Origin of the sequence: Pseudobutyrivibrio sp. MD2005, from assembly GCF_000621865.1 — a bacterium.
Classification (GTDB): Bacteria; Bacillota; Clostridia; order Lachnospirales; family Lachnospiraceae; genus Pseudobutyrivibrio.
Genome location: NZ_JHXE01000012.1, coordinates 202,808 through 219,016 on the forward strand (window position 1 = coordinate 202,808; position 16,209 = coordinate 219,016).

General features: G+C 39.3%; 11 protein-coding genes, 6 tRNA genes, 1 rRNA gene and 1 riboswitch. Of the genes, 1 reads left to right on the plus strand and 17 read right to left on the minus strand.

The window, feature by feature from the left end:
- Nucleotides 1–45 precede the first annotated feature (45 nt).
- The gene (locus T498_RS14900; protein ID WP_051524599.1) at nucleotides 46–2,061 is read right to left on the minus strand and encodes a methyl-accepting chemotaxis protein; all 2,016 of its coding nucleotides are present in this window, start codon (nucleotides 2,059–2,061) and stop codon (nucleotides 46–48) included.
- A gap of 228 nt (nucleotides 2,062–2,289) precedes the next feature.
- Between T498_RS14900 and T498_RS0104860 the strand changes: the two genes are divergently transcribed.
- Nucleotides 2,290–2,934 (plus strand): phosphoribosyltransferase, encoded by a 645-nt coding sequence (locus T498_RS0104860; RefSeq protein WP_028234954.1) that lies wholly within the window; start codon nucleotides 2,290–2,292, stop codon nucleotides 2,932–2,934.
- Nucleotides 2,935–3,074: 140 nt separating this feature from the next.
- On the opposite strand, the gene T498_RS16130 is transcribed toward T498_RS0104860, so the two are convergent.
- The 16 genes from T498_RS16130 to T498_RS0104940 form a co-directional block, all read right to left on the minus strand.
- On the minus strand, nucleotides 3,075–4,145 hold the full coding sequence (locus T498_RS16130; protein WP_155951015.1) for a hypothetical protein: 1,071 nt from the start codon (nucleotides 4,143–4,145) through the stop codon (nucleotides 3,075–3,077).
- 133 nt (nucleotides 4,146–4,278) lie between these two features.
- Complete coding sequence (locus T498_RS0104870) at nucleotides 4,279–5,163, minus strand: CPBP family intramembrane glutamic endopeptidase (RefSeq protein ID WP_028234955.1); 885 nt, start codon at nucleotides 5,161–5,163, stop codon at nucleotides 4,279–4,281.
- Between the two features lie 20 nt (nucleotides 5,164–5,183).
- Nucleotides 5,184–7,640, minus strand: coding sequence for a glycogen/starch/alpha-glucan phosphorylase (locus tag T498_RS0104875; protein ID WP_028234956.1), 2,457 nt, complete (start codon nucleotides 7,638–7,640; stop codon nucleotides 5,184–5,186).
- A gap of 34 nt (nucleotides 7,641–7,674) precedes the next feature.
- The gene (ileS, locus tag T498_RS0104880) at nucleotides 7,675–10,836 is read right to left on the minus strand and encodes an isoleucine--tRNA ligase (protein ID WP_028234957.1); all 3,162 of its coding nucleotides are present in this window, start codon (nucleotides 10,834–10,836) and stop codon (nucleotides 7,675–7,677) included.
- Between the two features lie 93 nt (nucleotides 10,837–10,929).
- Entirely contained in the window at nucleotides 10,930–11,457 is a 528-nt protein-coding gene (locus tag T498_RS0104885) for a DUF4190 domain-containing protein (RefSeq protein WP_028234958.1), read from the minus strand.
- Between the two features lie 64 nt (nucleotides 11,458–11,521).
- On the minus strand, nucleotides 11,522–11,986 hold the full coding sequence (gene ribH, locus T498_RS0104890; RefSeq protein ID WP_028234959.1) for a 6,7-dimethyl-8-ribityllumazine synthase: 465 nt from the start codon (nucleotides 11,984–11,986) through the stop codon (nucleotides 11,522–11,524).
- Nucleotides 11,987–12,026: 40 nt separating this feature from the next.
- Nucleotides 12,027–13,226 carry a bifunctional 3,4-dihydroxy-2-butanone-4-phosphate synthase/GTP cyclohydrolase II gene (locus tag T498_RS0104895; RefSeq protein WP_197019914.1) on the minus strand — a complete coding sequence of 400 codons (1,200 nt, stop codon included), beginning with the start codon at nucleotides 13,224–13,226 and terminating at the stop codon, nucleotides 12,027–12,029.
- Nucleotides 13,227–13,246: 20 nt separating this feature from the next.
- Nucleotides 13,247–13,885 (minus strand): riboflavin synthase, encoded by a 639-nt coding sequence (ribE, locus tag T498_RS0104900; RefSeq protein ID WP_028234961.1) that lies wholly within the window; start codon nucleotides 13,883–13,885, stop codon nucleotides 13,247–13,249.
- The gene (ribD, locus tag T498_RS0104905) at nucleotides 13,885–14,982 is read right to left on the minus strand and encodes a bifunctional diaminohydroxyphosphoribosylaminopyrimidine deaminase/5-amino-6-(5-phosphoribosylamino)uracil reductase RibD (protein ID WP_028234962.1); all 1,098 of its coding nucleotides are present in this window, start codon (nucleotides 14,980–14,982) and stop codon (nucleotides 13,885–13,887) included. Before ribD ends, ribE begins: the two co-directional genes overlap by 1 nt.
- Before the next feature lie 153 nt (nucleotides 14,983–15,135).
- A riboswitch (FMN riboswitch) is annotated at nucleotides 15,136–15,250 on the minus strand.
- Between the two features lie 111 nt (nucleotides 15,251–15,361).
- Nucleotides 15,362–15,435, minus strand: a tRNA-Arg gene (locus T498_RS0104910).
- An 8-nt stretch (nucleotides 15,436–15,443) separates the two neighbouring features.
- Nucleotides 15,444–15,517: transfer RNA gene (locus T498_RS0104915), tRNA-Met, on the minus strand.
- 7 nt (nucleotides 15,518–15,524) lie between these two features.
- Nucleotides 15,525–15,599 (minus strand) — tRNA-Pro (locus T498_RS0104920).
- 7 nt (nucleotides 15,600–15,606) lie between these two features.
- Nucleotides 15,607–15,679, minus strand: a tRNA-Thr gene (locus T498_RS0104925).
- A gap of 18 nt (nucleotides 15,680–15,697) precedes the next feature.
- A tRNA-Asn gene (locus T498_RS0104930) sits at nucleotides 15,698–15,770 on the minus strand.
- Nucleotides 15,771–15,797: 27 nt separating this feature from the next.
- Nucleotides 15,798–15,870: transfer RNA gene (locus T498_RS0104935), tRNA-Ala, on the minus strand.
- Between the two features lie 122 nt (nucleotides 15,871–15,992).
- Nucleotides 15,993–16,209: ribosomal RNA gene (locus T498_RS0104940) — 23S ribosomal RNA — on the minus strand; the annotation flags it as partial.

Genomic DNA, 16,209 nt, shown 5'->3' on the forward strand with positions numbered 1-16,209 from the left:
TTATAACCTTTACAGGGCAACTTTGAAATATCACTTAGAAGAGTATTATACCTGGAATATGTTAATCAAATCTTCAATCTTAACTGAAGACTCAGATACTACTGTTGCACTGCTATCAACACCACGTGAGTTAGCTGCAACCTGCTCAGCGCCTTCTGCAAGAGATGATGCTGTAGCACTAACCTCTTCAGTACTAGCTGATTGCTCTTCAGAAATAGCAGCCATAGATGTAGCAATCTCATCAACACTGCCAATCTTATCAATCATATCACCAACTGTAGCACTTGCTTCGTCGAGACTCTTGAAAATCTTCTCAAATGTTTCGCCAGCCTGATTTACCGAATCCATGCTAGTGTTGATTTCTTCGACATTTGCCTCAGCCTTAGCTGAAAGCTCTGCAATCTGTGCTGTGATTTCCTTAATAATTTCAGAAATCTGCTGTGTACTCTCAGCTGAGTTCTGTGCCAAAGCACCAATCTCATCAGCAACAACTGCAAATCCTCGACCTGCCTCGCCTGCGCGAGCAGCCTCGATAGAAGCATTTAATGAAAGGAGGTTTGTCTGGCTAGAAATAGAGTTAATCATATCAACAATTGAGTCAATCTGCTTAGCAGACTCATCAACTGTATTTACAACGTCATTCATTTCACGCATAGACTGAGCAACGCTTGTCATACCTGACTGTACAGCCTGCATATCTCTCTGACCTTCTCTTGCTGTAGAAACAAGACCGTCCATTGTCTCTTTTGTTGTCTCTGACTGCTGTGTCAAATCGCTTACCTGCTGAGCAAGATTTGTTGCATTCTCTGCCAAATCGCCTACAGCACTTGCCATATCATCCATTGTAAGCTGAATCTGCTGCATTGCATGTGCCTGCTCATCTGCACGCTCATTCAAATCACCAGATACTGTCTTACTATTTGTAGCCTCTGCAGCAAGCTGCTCTGTCATATTTTTAATTTCTGTCAGTGTATTTCTCATCTGGCCTACATAATCATGCATATTGTTGTTCATAGTGCCAATTTCATTTCCGCCACCTTCTGGAATCTCAACTGTAAAGTCACCATTTGCAATTCTTGTAATATTTTCAGTAAGTCCCTTAACAGGCTTAGCTATCAAACCATTAACAAGTTGTAAGAATATAATAGACATAACAATCAACATTACAACTGCTATAATCACACTGACAATTACAAATTTTGTTAGTGGAGCTAACACATCATCCTGTGCAACATAAGAAATAAGTGTCCACTCTGTTCCTTCTACATTGTCAAATGAAACGAAGTACTTCTTTCCATCGTTTCCTTTGATTGTTTCAACATCACTGCTTCCGCCTGCTGATACAACACTTTGGAGACTCTGGAGAAATTTATCGTCTGTGTGTTCTGAGGCATCTGTTCCAACATAATCTGCATTTACATCACCAATAATTTGTGAGCCCTGAACAAGCATACTAGAACCAGTTTCGCCTGGAGTATATTCACTTACCATCTGTGAAATACCTGCAAGGGCAATATCTGTTGACATAACGCCCTTACGTCCATCAATTAAATTTACTGATCTGGAACCACAAACTACCATTGCACCTGTAGTTAAATCAAGCGAAGGTGCGCCAAGTACTATTTCAGAATTGCCATCACCATTCTGATACCAACCTCTTGTTGTTGCATCATACTCACTTAAATCAGGGAACCATCCACTACCATCGTAGAATTCTGTTCTTCCGATTGCGATATATGCATCTGTAACAACTCCTGGATACTCGTTTAGAGATTCAATCAAAACCTCATTAATCTGATTTCCATCTTCATAATAAGATTTCTCAATCACATCAGCCACACCATCATAATACTTTGTCATGCCTTCAATGGACTGCGAAATATCAGCGGCATTAGCTCTTGATTCCTGATGTAATCCTTCAGTAGCCTCGTCCACAATGACATTTCTAGCCTGTACAGCTAAAAGAATTGTTAAAATTGCGATAGCTCCAATCATCAAAGGAACCATTACCACTGCAAGCTGAGTACTAATGTGCTTTTGTTTGGTTTGATTCTTTGCCATACTTTCCCTCCAATTGATACATATATACTTTTACTATATAAGCTAATTTTAAATTTAGCACAAATTTCATGAGGAAATAAACATCATTCAGTGACTATTCTGTGAATTCCACATACATCTATTTATTTTCAAATAATACACAATTTTAGTCTGATAATTGCTTATTAAATATGATATTATATGTATTGTAATAAGAAAAAAATTATGGGGTTATAGAAAGGGGTAAACATGTTAAAAGACTATACTAAAATTCCTGCTCCACTTAATTCAGATGTGGCATTAAAAATCATTCCAGGTCATTTTGCTACCAATCATTCCCATATTACCAATTATATGGAAATCGGAACAATGAAAACCAGATGTAATGAGGCCGCCGGAGTTGCTCAGCTTCTTGCTATGCACTACTCTGTTTCAACACCTGTGGACACCATCGTTTGCGCAGATGGCATGGAAGTAGTTGGCACATTTCTTGCTCAGGAGCTCACAAAAGCAGGCGTTGCAAATTACAATCAGCACAAAACTATATATGTCACTTCGCCAGAGCCTGCACCTAACGGACAGAGTATTTTCCGTGACAACATGCAACTAACTGTAAGAGACAAAAATGTACTATTACTTTTTGGATCTTTAAGCACAGGCCGAACAGTTGAAAGCCTTGCTGAATGTGTTAAGTACTATGGTGCCAAAATAAGTGGTGCCTGCGCTATCTTCTCCGCTGTTAGAAAAATCGAAGATATCGAAATTAACGCAGTTTTCCATGACGAAGACATCCCAAATTATCAGTCATATCCACTTCACGAGTGTCCTCTATGTAAAGCCGGCACTCCAATCGACGCAATCGTAAATTCATTTGGATATTCCGAATTACGATAGCGTATAAGTGTAAAACTTGTGAAAGTAAAATAAGGCAAATCCGTAGGTAACAAGCTATTGTAGCTCTCAAACGAAGCGTGTTTCTGAGTTGAGAGTTATAATGCTTGTAACCGTAACGGATTTGCCTTTTATATTGCTTATTACGTAGCGAAGTCTACGTGTTGCACTCCGCCAGCGCGACCATCTGACTCATGAAGAAATATTCCAGACTCTCTGATTGCCGCTCTTGCTCTTTGCTCATCATCATGATGAATAAATTCTGTTGGCACTCGGCCTAGATAAATTGCCCCCACATCTGATTGATTTAATGTGTATAGCTCCATTTCACCACTTTCATTCATTGACCATACTCTCAACTTTTCAAATATAGGATCATTTTCATCTATCCATCCATTGCCATCTTCATCAAATACAGCTAGTTCTCCAAATCCATCACCTGTTTTGGCACCAAACAATTCACTTCCATCATTTATTTCACCGTCATCATTTCTGTCTAAAGCCAGGAATCCACTGCCATTCGCGAGCTTATTTATTTCATCCTTCTTACCGTCCATATCTAAATCAAAATAGAAGGTTTGATTAGATACCTTTGTAGGCGAATCCTTTAGATTAATTACAAGCGGGTCAACAAACTTCGAAAACATTGATTCAACAGAATGATACTCTTCATGGAAAGATTCCGACATTTCAAATCCATAATCAAATTCTAATGTCCTGCCATCGGCTGTTATTGCCGTACCTTTCGAAGCAAATGATAGCTCTTGACTCTCTGTCCTTTCATAGCTAGTACTAATTGTTGTAATGTAGCCTCCATTGGTATCGAATAAATCTTTAAGCATATCACTGAAGCTTTTATCTTCTCCCAAAATCTTTCCAATCAGAAGCATCCTAATAAGATAATGTAATGCCTGAAGTCTTGTTTGCCTATCTGCACCAATGGATTCAACAGTGCCATCCTCTCCTACTTCCTGAATCTCACCGTTTTCTCCTAATGCATAATTAAGCGATGAAAGAAAACCACCATCCTTTCCTACTGCAATCTCATCAGTCTTTGCACCGTCTTCATCAGATGTGCCAACCTCCATCGGTTGTTTAAATACAATATTTCCCATTCTTACAACTGGGGTTGTGGAAACCTGATGGGTTGCCTTTGTTGTAGCTGAATAGCTACTTTTCGAGGTCATGGAAACCTCTGAGTTTTGAATTACCATGTTCTTTCCTCCTCCATAAATAAAATTACATTTATAAAGGGAAAGTCCGTTTTCCATATCACTTTTGTTTACAAAAACAAAAAGACCAAGGAAGCAAATACCTCCTTGGTCAAAGTGAATATCATCCGTGTAATTATATATCGACATAAATGTCATCTTCTTTAACAGACGCTGCACCTTTTCTTAAAAGAACAATTCCAAAATATGTAAGAATCAATGAGAACAATACCCAGAAGAAGAAAGATATTACATTGCTACCTCCTACTGGAAGGAATGCTGAACCTATTGTTCCAATAACGTTGTAAACTATATGAATTATGATTGTAACTAAAAGATTATCATAAATATGCATTATATATCCCATTCCAAGTCCAAATACAAATGCATAGCAGCTTTGAAGAGCATTCATATGATATGCACCAAACAAAATAGCCTGAACTATAATGGCCATATAATATGACATTACCTTTTTAGCAGCAGATAATGTGATGCCTCGGAAAATGATTTCTTCCATTACAGGGCCTAAAACTAATGCATATACCGCCATCATAACTGTCATTTTATTACCAATGCCTGCTGTGTCCATAAGCTCCTGATATTCTTGTAGCCAGTCAGGAAAAGCTGATGATAAAGCACTCATTAAAAATAGAGTTACATATTGTATTCCTATACAGAATACAATAATACCAGCGACTGTAGCTGGCACACTCTTTGAAATGCCCTTTGGACTATATGACCTTCCTTTCATAAATAGAGAATGAAATATGCATAAAAATGTAATAATGCCCACAATCGTGTACACAACGAATATACAATTCTGAGCTGTATCAGAAAGCATAGTTGAATAAACTTTAGTCATAAGCTCATTCCATGTTGTACCTTTAAAGGTACCTAAGGCATAAACTGCACCGCCTTCCATAACTATTATTGTAACAATAAACTGTAATACAAAAGCAATAACACATGGAAGAAAAATCCATGATACATACTTTCTTTTGTTAGCATTATTCTGATTCATTTTTTAGTCCTTACTTCTAATTAATGTAAATCCAGCTTGTCTAAATGCCAGATATCATCTACATATTCCTGAATAGTTCTATCTGATGAGAACTTTCCGACATGTGCAACATTCTCAAGTGCCATCTGTCCCCATTTGAATCTATCCTTGTATGCTTCCTGGATTTTCTCATGAGCCTCACAATATGAAGCAAAATCCTTAAGCACGAAATATGTATCAGCCTTTGCTGTACACTGGGTGTTCAGCAATGAATTGTAAAGTGGTCTAAACAATTCTGGGTTTTCAATACTATAATTGCCATTTACAAGCTGTTGTAAAACCTTTTGGATGCGGTAATCTGAATTCATAACATCCATAGGATTGTAATCATTGTTCTTCTCATGAGCAATTACTTCATCTGAACTCATTCCGAAGATAAAAATGTTCTTGCCGCCTAGCTCCTGATACATCTCAACATTGGCGCCATCCATTGTACCAATTGTAACTGCACCATTAAGCATGAACTTCATGTTACCTGTACCAGATGCCTCTTTTGAAGCTGTAGATATCTGTTCAGATACATCTGCTGCTGCAAAAATCCACTCAGCATTAGATACTCTATAATCCTCGATAAATACAACTTTAAGCTTGTCATCAATGGACTTATCATTGTTGATAACTGCAGCTACGTTATTAATAAGCTTGATGATAAGCTTAGCGTTCTCGTAGCCTGCTGATGCCTTTGCACCAAAAATAAATGTTGTTGGATAGAAATCCATTTCAGGATTTTCTTTTATCTGATTGTATAAGTACATTACATGAAGAATATTTAAGAGCTGTCTCTTATACTCATGCAATCTCTTAACCTGAACATCGAAGATTGAATTAGGATCCACATTGATGCCATTGTGCTCCCAAATATATTTAGCCAGACGCTTTTTGTTCTCTAGCTTAATCTCCATAAATTCTTTAATAGAACGCTGATCATTGATATATCTTTCAAGCTTTTGCATCTGAGATAAATCTGTAATCCAGCCTCTACCAATTTTTGAGATTACCCAGTCAGAAAGCTTGTAATTACCATGCATCAAGAAACGTCTCTGAGTGATACCGTTAGTCTTGTTGTTGAACTTATCTGGATACATCTCATAGAAATCATGTAAAGAAACATTCTTTAGGATTTCTGTGTGAAGAGCAGCAACACCGTTTACTGAGAAACTAGCTGCTATAGCCATGTGCGCCATCTTAACCTGACCATCTGCAAGGATTGCCATACGAGCAACTCTAGCATCATCACCTGGGAACTTAGCACGAATCTCCTCACAGAATCTACGATTAATCTCTTCAACTATCATGTAAATACGTGGAAGAAGATTTTTGAAGATATCCTGTGGCCATTTCTCAAGAGCTTCTGACATGATTGTGTGGTTGGTGTATGCAACACAGTGAGTTGTAATATCCCATGCCTCATCCCAGCCGAGACCGCGCTCATCCATAAGCAGACGCATAAGCTCTGCAACTGTAAGTGTAGGATGAGTATCATTCATCTGGAATACAACCTTTTCAGGAAGCTGCTTAATATCGCTGTGATGACGGAAAAACTTAGCAATTGCACGCTGCAAAGATGCAGATACAAAGAAATACTGCTGCTTTAATCTAAGCTCCTTACCTTGAATATGATTATCATTTGGATAAAGTACCTCTGTAAGGTTGCGAGCCAGATTCATATCTTCAACAGCTTTGTTATAGTCACCGCGCTCAAATGAATCTAAGCGGAACACTTCCTTTGGCTTAGCATCCCAAATCATGAGAGTATTTACCATTCCATTGTCAAAACCAGTAACTGGCATATCGTATGGAGTAGCAATTACAGAATTGTATCCCTCATGTATATATTTTGTAGTTCCATCTGGCTGAGCGTCGTAACGCACCCAACCACCAAATTTTACTTCGAACTCGTACTCTGGACGCTCTAACTCAAATGGATAGCGTGTCTGTAGCCAGTTATCAGGAACCTCTTCCTGGTATCCATCTACGATTTTCTGTTTAAACATACCGTAGTGATATCTGATACCGCATCCATATGCAGGATAGCGCAAAGTAGCAAGAGAATCTAAGAAGCAGGCTGCAAGTCTTCCCAAACCACCATTTCCAAGTGCTGGATCGGGTTCCTGATCCTCAATAGCATTAATATCAACTCCAAGATTGTCTAATGCATCCATGACCTCAGTATAGCCACGCATGTTAATCATGTTGTTACCTAGGAGTCTTCCAATCAAGAACTCCATCGACATGTAATACACGCACTTTGGATCCTGTTTATTGAATTCCTTCTGAGTGTTAAGCCAGTTGTCAATGACAACCTCATTAACAACTTCAGAACAAGCCCTGTAGATTTCCTCTTCAGTAGCCTCAGTAAATTCCTTTCTAAACATGTTCTTAACACGATTCTTTATCTCGCGTTCAATTTCCTTAGTGCTTGGCATCTGCCTCTTCATATCTCTTACCCCTCCTTATTCTCGCTCGTTACGGCTAGCCACGACGTGTTACAGCAAGTGTTACTGTTTCGCCGTTGATGTTCCATTCTTTAGAGTGCTCACCAGCTGTGCCTTCTTCGATAGAATCTGCAAGAACTTCACCAGCGATGATTTCCTTGTTCTTAGCGAAGATTTCGTTAGCCTTTGGTGTGCCAGCGTATGCTACGCTGATGCGATCCATAACTTCGAAGTCTGCTTCCTTACGCATTGTCTGAATCTTTGAAACGATTTCTCTTACGAAGCCTTCCTCAAGAAGTTCTTCTGAAAGATTTGTATCGAGAACTACTGTTACGTAGTTGTCTCCATCTGCTACGAAGCCTTCTGTCTGAGCCATAGAGATAAGTAAATCCTCCTCTGCAAGCTCGATAGATGCGTCAACCTCAGGCAATTTTAATACCCCATTTGCCTTAAGCTCTGCATAAGCTGCGTTGCCATCAAGTGATGCAAGTGCCTTCTGAATACCGCCAAGGAACTTACCATACTTAGGTCCTACTGTACGAAGCTGTGGCTTGAATGAGTATGATGTAAATGCTGAGACATCTTCTGTGAATGTAGCCTTCTTAACGTTAAGCTCATCCTCGATGATTGAAACATACATGTCATCAAGCTCGTGCTCAGCCTTGATGTACATCTGACCGATTGGCTGTCTATTCTTAATCTGTGCTGTGTTACGGCAAGCACGTCCGTGAACTACTATCTTAAGAAGCTCATCCATGTCTTCCTCAAGCTTCTTGTCAATGAATGCTTCATTAACTGCTGGGAAGTCGCAAAGATGAATTGACTCTGGAGCTGTCTTATCTACTGAGCGAACCATATTCTGGTAGATTTCCTCTGTCATAAATGGAATCATTGGCGCTGCAGCAAGTGAAATATCCTTTAAGCATGTGTAAAGAGTCATGTAAGCGTTAATCTTATCCTGCTCCATACCCTTTGCCCAGAATCTATCACGGCAACGACGAACATACCAGTTAGATAAATCATCTACAAATTCATCTAATGCTCTAGCTGCTTCTGGAATCTTGTATGCTGAAAGATTATCATCAACAGCCTTGATTGCTGAATTAAGACGAGAAAGAATCCACTTATCCATAACTGCAAGCTTACTGAAATCAAGCTCGTACTTTGTAGGATCGAACTCGTCGATATTTGCATATAAAATATAGAAAGCGTATGTATTCCAAAGTGTTCCAAGGAACTTTCTCTGGCCTTCCATAACAGCATTCTCACCAAATCTCTTTGGAATCCATGGTGCTGAAGATGTGTAGAAGTACCATCTGATAGCATCTGCCCCCATCTTCTCAAGAGCATCGAATGGATCAACAGCGTTGCCCTTAGACTTAGACATCTTCTGTCCATTCTCATCCTGAACGTGACCAAGTACGATTACGTTCTCGTAAGGAGCCTTGTTGAATAATAATGTTGATTCAGCCATCAACGAATAGAACCAACCACGTGTCTGGTCAACAGCCTCAGAAATAAACTTAGCTGGGAACTGCTGCTCAAATACTTCCTTATTTTCGAATGGATAGTGATGCTGAGCAAATGGCATCGCACCTGAATCGAACCAGCAGTCGATAACTTCTGGTACACGCTTCATTGTTCCCTTACACTCAGGACATGTGCATGTAACCTCATCGATGTATGGACGGTGAAGCTCGATAGACTCTGCATCAGCGCGGCCTGAAAGCTCTGCTAATTCCTTGCGGCTACCGATTGAAATCTGCTTACCACAATCTGGACACTCCCAAATGTTGAGTGGAGTTCCCCAATAACGGTTACGTGAGATACCCCAGTCCTGAACATTCTCAAGCCAATCACCGAAACGTCCCTTACCGATGTTCTCTGGAATCCAGTTTACAGTGTTGTTATTCTTAATCAGGTCATCCTTAACTTCTGTCATCTTGATGAACCATGATTCTCTAGCGTAGTAGATAAGTGGTGTATCGCATCTCCAGCAGTGTGGATATTCGTGCTCGAACTTAGGAGCATCGAAAAGCTTGCCTTCCTTATCAAGATCCTTAAGAACCTCAGGATCTGCCTTTTTAACAAAGAGTCCAGCATATGGAGTCTCTTCTGTCATTTCACCCTTGCCATCAACAAACTGAACAAATGGAAGCTCGTACTTACGACCAACCTTTGCATCGTCCTCACCGAAAGCAGGAGCAATGTGTACGATACCAGTACCATCTGACATAGTAACGTATGTATCACAAGTTACGAAATGAGCCTTTTTGTGCTGCTTTTCAGCGGCTACGCCAGCACACTCAAAAAGTGGCTCATATTCTTTATATTCAAGGTCTGTTCCCTTGTATGTTTCTAGCACTTCATAAGGCTTAACACCTTCTTCAGTAGCTATCTTTGAAAGAACCTTGTCAGCAAGTGCTTCTGCAAGGATGTATGTATATCCATCAGCAGCCTTTACTTTAATATATGTCTCATCAGGGTTAACGCAAAGCGCAAGGTTAGATGGAAGTGTCCATGGTGTAGTTGTCCATGCAAGGAAATATGCATCCTCACCCTTAATCTTGAAACGAACTACTGCTGAACGCTCCTTAACTGTCTTATATCCTTGAGCAACCTCTTGTGCAGAAAGAGGTGTACCACAACGTGGGCAATATGGAACAATCTTGAATCCCTTATAAAGAAGCTTTTTGTCCCAGATTGTCTTAAGTGCCCACCACTCAGACTCAATAAAGTTATCATCGTATGTGATATATGGATTATCCATATCAGCCCAGAAACCTACTGTGCCAGAGAAATCCTCCCACATACCTTTGTATTTCCATACGGATTCCTTACATTGCTTAATGAAAGGCTCCATACCATACTCTTCAATCTGTTCTTTTCCGTTAAGACCAAGAAGCTTTTCAACCTCTAGCTCTACAGGAAGACCGTGTGTATCCCAACCAGCTTTTCTAGGTACAAATTTACCTTTCATTGTCTGGTATCTAGGAATCATATCCTTGATTGCACGTGTCTCAACGTGTCCGATGTGTGGTTTACCATTTGCTGTTGGAGGACCATCATAAAATGTGTAAGTCTCTCCCTCTTTTCTTGAATCCATTGACTTCTGGAAGATGTCATTTTCTTCCCAGAACTTTAGTACCTGCTTCTCTCTCTCAACGAAGTTCAGGCTTGCGTCTACCTTGTTGTACATATAAGTAATTCCTTTCTATGAGGATATCCTTTCTCGTCAGATATCCCTTCTCTTACTATTAAAAAATGCCACAAGCGGCACCTTTAACCAAAACTAAAGTGTATCGCCATAATCAACTTCAGGATGTTCGCCTTCATCGATGTTGCCATCAAACAAATTCTTCATATCATCCCCTTTTGGCTCTTCGAATATGTTATATTCCTCTTGATTTTCTTCAATGCCATAATAATCGTAGAAGAATTCCATACCCTCTTTATCATCAGCTAGTACTGCTATATTATCAGCATTGTTAAAAATAAAAGCCCACGAAAACAAGCACATGGCTATACTGAAAACAGATGCAATGATACCAGTTATTGCAAACACCTTACCCCTTTTTTGGCGACGTGTAGCAATAAATATTATTCCTAATATTATAGAAATAAGAGCACCTATTAAATTGATGCCTGATAAGAAAAAGATTAAAGATAATACACCAAATACAAATGAAAATACAGCCAAACCAATGCGCTGATTTACCTCAGGCTGTGGCTGTGGTTGCTCCTGGTACTGAAACTGAGGGGCTTTATAGCTCCCCTGCTCAATGTTATCTTCGTCTTCAAACATATAATCTTCGTTCATAATACACCTACAAATACTAATATTAACCTAATCCTAATTATTCTAACTGTTTATGCCCTGTTTATCAAGATAATTCACGAATCAAATTTACCATTTCAATAGCTCCCTGAGCACATTCAAAGCCTTTATTTCCAGCCTTTGTGCCTGCTCGCTCTACCGCCTGTTCAATTGTATCAGTTGTAAGTACACCAAACATAACGGGTATGTCAGCACCTAAGCTTACATTCGCTACTCCCTTTGACACTTCAGAGCAAACATAATCATAATGTGAAGTCGCTCCTCGAATTACTGCTCCCAAGCAGATTACAGCGTCATACTTTTTGCTCTCTGCCATCTTTTTTGCAATAAGAGGTATTTCAAAAGCTCCTGGAACCCAAGCCACTTCAATATCTTCATCTTTTACATTCTCTCTTTTCAATCCATCGATTGCACCACCCAACAATTTTGATGTAATAAACTCATTAAAACGTGCAACAACAATTCCTACCTTAATGTCCTGTGATACTAACTTTCCTTCATATACTCTCATCTTTCTTATCCTCCTATATTTCAGCTCACTTAGAGCAATTTTAAACTTCTAATAAATGTCCCATTCTTTTTTTCTTAGTTTTTAAATAAAAGATATCATGTATATTTGCTTCTATTTCAATCGGTACACGCCTAGCTATATTCATTCCATAATCAGACAACTGATATACTTTATCCGGATTATTTGTTAGTAATTCAAGAGAATGTATTCCAAGGTCTCTTAAAATCTGGGCTCCTGTGTAATACTCTCTCATATCCCCAGGAAATCCCAAGGCAATATTTGCATCTAATGTATCCATTCCTTCATCTTGAAGCTTGTATGCTTTAAGCTTATTTACAAGACCGATTCCTCTTCCCTCCTGTCTCATATAAAGCAAAACGCCTCTGCCTTCCTTCTCTATTGCCTTCATCGCTGCTTCGAATTGCTGTCCGCAATCACATCGCATAGATCCGAATACATCACCAGTCAGACATTCTGAATGAACTCGACATAAAACATTTTCCCCATCGCTAATATCTCCTTTTACCAAAGCCACATGATGCTCTCCATTGATTTTATTGATATAACAATGTGCTTTAAAATTCCCATAACGTGTAGGCATATTTGCAATAGAAACACATTCCACCAGTTTGTCGTATACCTTACGATATTCAATCAGCTGAGGGATTGTAATAAATGTTATCCCCATATTTTTAGCTAGCTCTTTTAATGCTTCACCTCTCATCATGCTTCCATCTTCAGCCATAATTTCGCAGCATAGTCCGCATTCCTTTAGCCCTGCAAGCTTCATTAAATCAACGGTTGCTTCTGTATGTCCTGGTCGCTCAATAACACCACCAGCCTTGGCTACCAATGGGAACATATGCCCTGGTCTTCTAAAATCTAAAGGATTTACATCATCACTAACAGTGCATCTAGCAGTGAGACCTCTTTCTGCCGCAGAAATTCCTGTAGTAGTATCCACATGATCAATCGATACCGTAAATGCGGTTTCATGATTGTCTGTATTGTGGCTAACCATCGGTGGCAAAGCCAGCTTTGTTGATATCTCCTGACTCATAGGCATACATATAAGACCTTTTCCAACCGATGCCATAAGATTGACGTTTTCTGTTGTTGCAAACTCAGCAGCACAGATGAAATCGCCTTCATTTTCCCGGCCTTCATCATCCATTACCAAGATAACTTTTCCCTCTTTTAAATCTTCAATTGCCTTTTCAATTAACTCTTTTTCCATCATTATTCCCTTTCTTTAGTATTCTAAAAACCATTAGCTAAAAGCATTTCTTTTGTTAGTTCTGATGAAGATGTATTGTTCCCTAATATCTTTTTTACATATTTGCCAATTACGTCATTTTCCAGATTGACAGTATCTCCAACTCTTTTATATCCTAAAACAGTTTCCTTTAAGGTATGTGGAATAATTGAAACCTTAAAGCTTTGTCTAGATACTCCTGCCACAGTTAAACTTATACCATCGATTGCAATAGAACCTTTTTCTACTATTCCATCTAAAATCCCTTTATCCCCTCCTATTTCAAACCAGACTGCATTATCGTCTTTACGAATATTTTTTATTATTCCGGTGCCATCGATATGGCCACTTACGATATGGCCTCCAAAGCGACCATTTGCTGGCATTGCTCTTTCAAGATTCACCATACATCCACTCTTTAATGAACCAAGGCTCGATCTTAAAAAAGTCTCGTTCATCACATCAGCCTCAAATCTATCTGGACCATAATCGACCACTGTTAAGCACACTCCATTAACTGCGATACTATCCCCAAGATGAATATCTTCTAATACTTTTTTGCAGTTAATGAAAATCCGCTGATTTTTGCTGCCACGACTTACTCTATTTATATTTCCAAGTTCTTCAACAATGCCTGTAAACATCAGTAAATCACCTCATTTTCTATGATTAAATCCTCACCAGCCCAAGAAGTACTTATCGGCTTAAGCTTTATTGCATCTGTAATATCGCTTATCCCGATTCCCTCTACTGGAGACTTGCTATTGCCACCGAATATTTTCGGAGCAATATGTATATGAATTTCATCTACTATTTTGCTTTCTAGAGCACTGTAGTTTATTGTTCCCCCTCCTTCTAACAAAATGCTATCGATATTACATTCCCCAAGCTTCTGCATGAGAATATTCAAGTCTATCCCCTTTTTTCCTTGAGGTACTTTTAAGATTGTGCAGCCTCTTTTTTCAAACTCCTGAATCTTCTCTTTATCCTCACAAGATGTGGCTATAATTGTGGATATCTCATTAGCAGTGGTAACCACTTTTGCGTCTAAAGGTGTTCGTAAATACGAATCACATATAATTCTTACTGGATTATTTACAGGTTCATTCAGTCTGCAGTCCAAAGAAGGATCATCTACAATAACTGTAGAAACTCCAACCATTATTCCTGATAGTCGCTTTCTCAATCTATGAACATTCTCCCTGGCTTTATCGCCTGTTATCCACTTTGATTCCCCTGATATTGTTGCTATCTTTCCATCCGCTGTCATTGCATATTTCATTACAACATAAGGCATTTTAGAGCTCATATATTTATTGAAAACACGATTTAAAGCCCTACATTGTTTTTCCATTATTCCAACTTCAACACTTATTCCATTATCTCTGAGTATTTGTGCGCCTTTTCCAGCAACGATTGGATTAACATCTAGCGTTCCTATAACGACTTTTGTGATTCCATTTTCTATTATTGCTTCAGTACATGGTGGCGTTTTACCATAATGGCAACAAGGTTCAAGTGTTACATATAACGTTGCACCTTTTGGTGAATTACCTTTAGAAATGCAGTCCTTAATAGCATTTCGTTCAGCATGCAACTGGCCATATTTTTGATGATATCCTTCGCCAATAACAGCTCCATCCTTAACAATCACAGCGCCAACCATAGGATTAGGGTTAACAAATCCCTCTCCCTTTTTGGCTAGCTCTATAGCTTGCTCCATATATATTTTGTGTTCCATTATTCCTCCTATTTTCTAGATAATAAAAAAGCCTTGGATTTCTCCAAGGCAAAAATACTTTTGGCGTTTATATAAAACCAAAATGATTTACATCCGTAAAATAAAAATGCCCTGAGATAATAATCCCAGAGCATAAAATTTCACTGATAAACATTATATCTTCTTTCATCCAGACTATACTGTCGGCTTCGGAATCTCACCGAATCATGCCTTGCGGCTCGTGGGCTATACCACCGGTAGGGAATCACACCCTGCCCTGAAGATGCTATTCAATTGAACTGATTGTACGACAGTTTGTTTTATACGTCAAGAAAAAACTATACTAAAGTGGGTGAAAAAAAAAGAGATAGGCAATCTATCTCTTTTTCTTTTAAATAAGCGTGCGTGAGAAGATTCGAACTCCCGACACCTTGGTCCGTAGCCAAGTGCTCTATCCAGCTGAGCTACACACACACATTAAGTAGCGAGAGGGGGATTCGAACCCTCGACACCACGGGTATGAACCGTGTGCTCTAGCCAACTGAGCTATCTCGCCATATGAATCGGGGTGACAGGATTCGAACCTGCGACCCCCTGGTCCCAAACCAGGTGCTCTAGCCAAACTGAGCCACACCCCGATATAAAAGCCGATGATCGGACTCGAACCGATAACCTGCTGATTACAAATCAGCTGCTCTGCCAATTGAGCCACATCGGCAAAAAAATTGAAACTGAGCTCCCCAAGTAGGACTCGAACCTACGACAACTCGGTTAACAGCCGAGTGCTCTACCAACTGAGCTATTGAGGAATACAAACAATAGCAAAAACTATTGAGTGGAGACGGAGAGATTCGAACTCTTGACCCCCTGCTTGCAAGGCAGGTGCTCTCCCAACTGAGCTACGCCCCCATATTTACTATTTATGAAAAATAGCAAGCTTTTGGCTTGCTTATAAATTATAAAATTTATAGCAACCTCAAAACTTCATACAGTAAATTTCAGAATTACATCCTAACTACACATTTCCTTTTTAGAATAAACCTTCGATCTATTAGTATTCATCAGCTGAATGTGTTACCACACTTACACCTTGAACCTATCTACCTTATCGTCTATAAGGGATCTTATTTCCTTAAAGGAAGGGGATATCTCATCTTGAGGGGGGCTTCACGCTTAGATGCCTTCAGCGTTTATCCCGTCCAGACTTGGCTACTCAGCTATGCCGTTGGTCGACAGCTGATACACCAG

Bases quoted from the DNA above. Each gene is read 5' to 3' on its own strand.
- T498_RS14900 (WP_051524599.1), bottom strand. From the start codon at position 2,061: ATGGCAAAGAATCAAACCAAACAAAAGCACATTAGTACTCAGCTTGCA.
- T498_RS0104860 (WP_028234954.1), top strand. From the start codon at position 2,290: ATGTTAAAAGACTATACTAAAATTCCTGCTCCACTTAATTCAGATGTG.
- T498_RS16130 (WP_155951015.1), bottom strand. From the start codon at position 4,145: ATGGTAATTCAAAACTCAGAGGTTTCCATGACCTCGAAAAGTAGCTAT.
- T498_RS0104870 (WP_028234955.1), bottom strand. From the start codon at position 5,163: ATGAATCAGAATAATGCTAACAAAAGAAAGTATGTATCATGGATTTTT.
- T498_RS0104875 (WP_028234956.1), bottom strand. From the start codon at position 7,640: ATGAAGAGGCAGATGCCAAGCACTAAGGAAATTGAACGCGAGATAAAG.
- ileS (WP_028234957.1), bottom strand. From the start codon at position 10,836: ATGTACAACAAGGTAGACGCAAGCCTGAACTTCGTTGAGAGAGAGAAG.
- T498_RS0104885 (WP_028234958.1), bottom strand. From the start codon at position 11,457: ATGAACGAAGATTATATGTTTGAAGACGAAGATAACATTGAGCAGGGG.
- ribH (WP_028234959.1), bottom strand. From the start codon at position 11,986: ATGAGAGTATATGAAGGAAAGTTAGTATCACAGGACATTAAGGTAGGA.
- T498_RS0104895 (WP_197019914.1), bottom strand. From the start codon at position 13,226: ATGATGGAAAAAGAGTTAATTGAAAAGGCAATTGAAGATTTAAAAGAG.
- ribE (WP_028234961.1), bottom strand. From the start codon at position 13,885: ATGTTTACAGGCATTGTTGAAGAACTTGGAAATATAAATAGAGTAAGT.
- ribD (WP_028234962.1), bottom strand. From the start codon at position 14,982: ATGGAACACAAAATATATATGGAGCAAGCTATAGAGCTAGCCAAAAAG.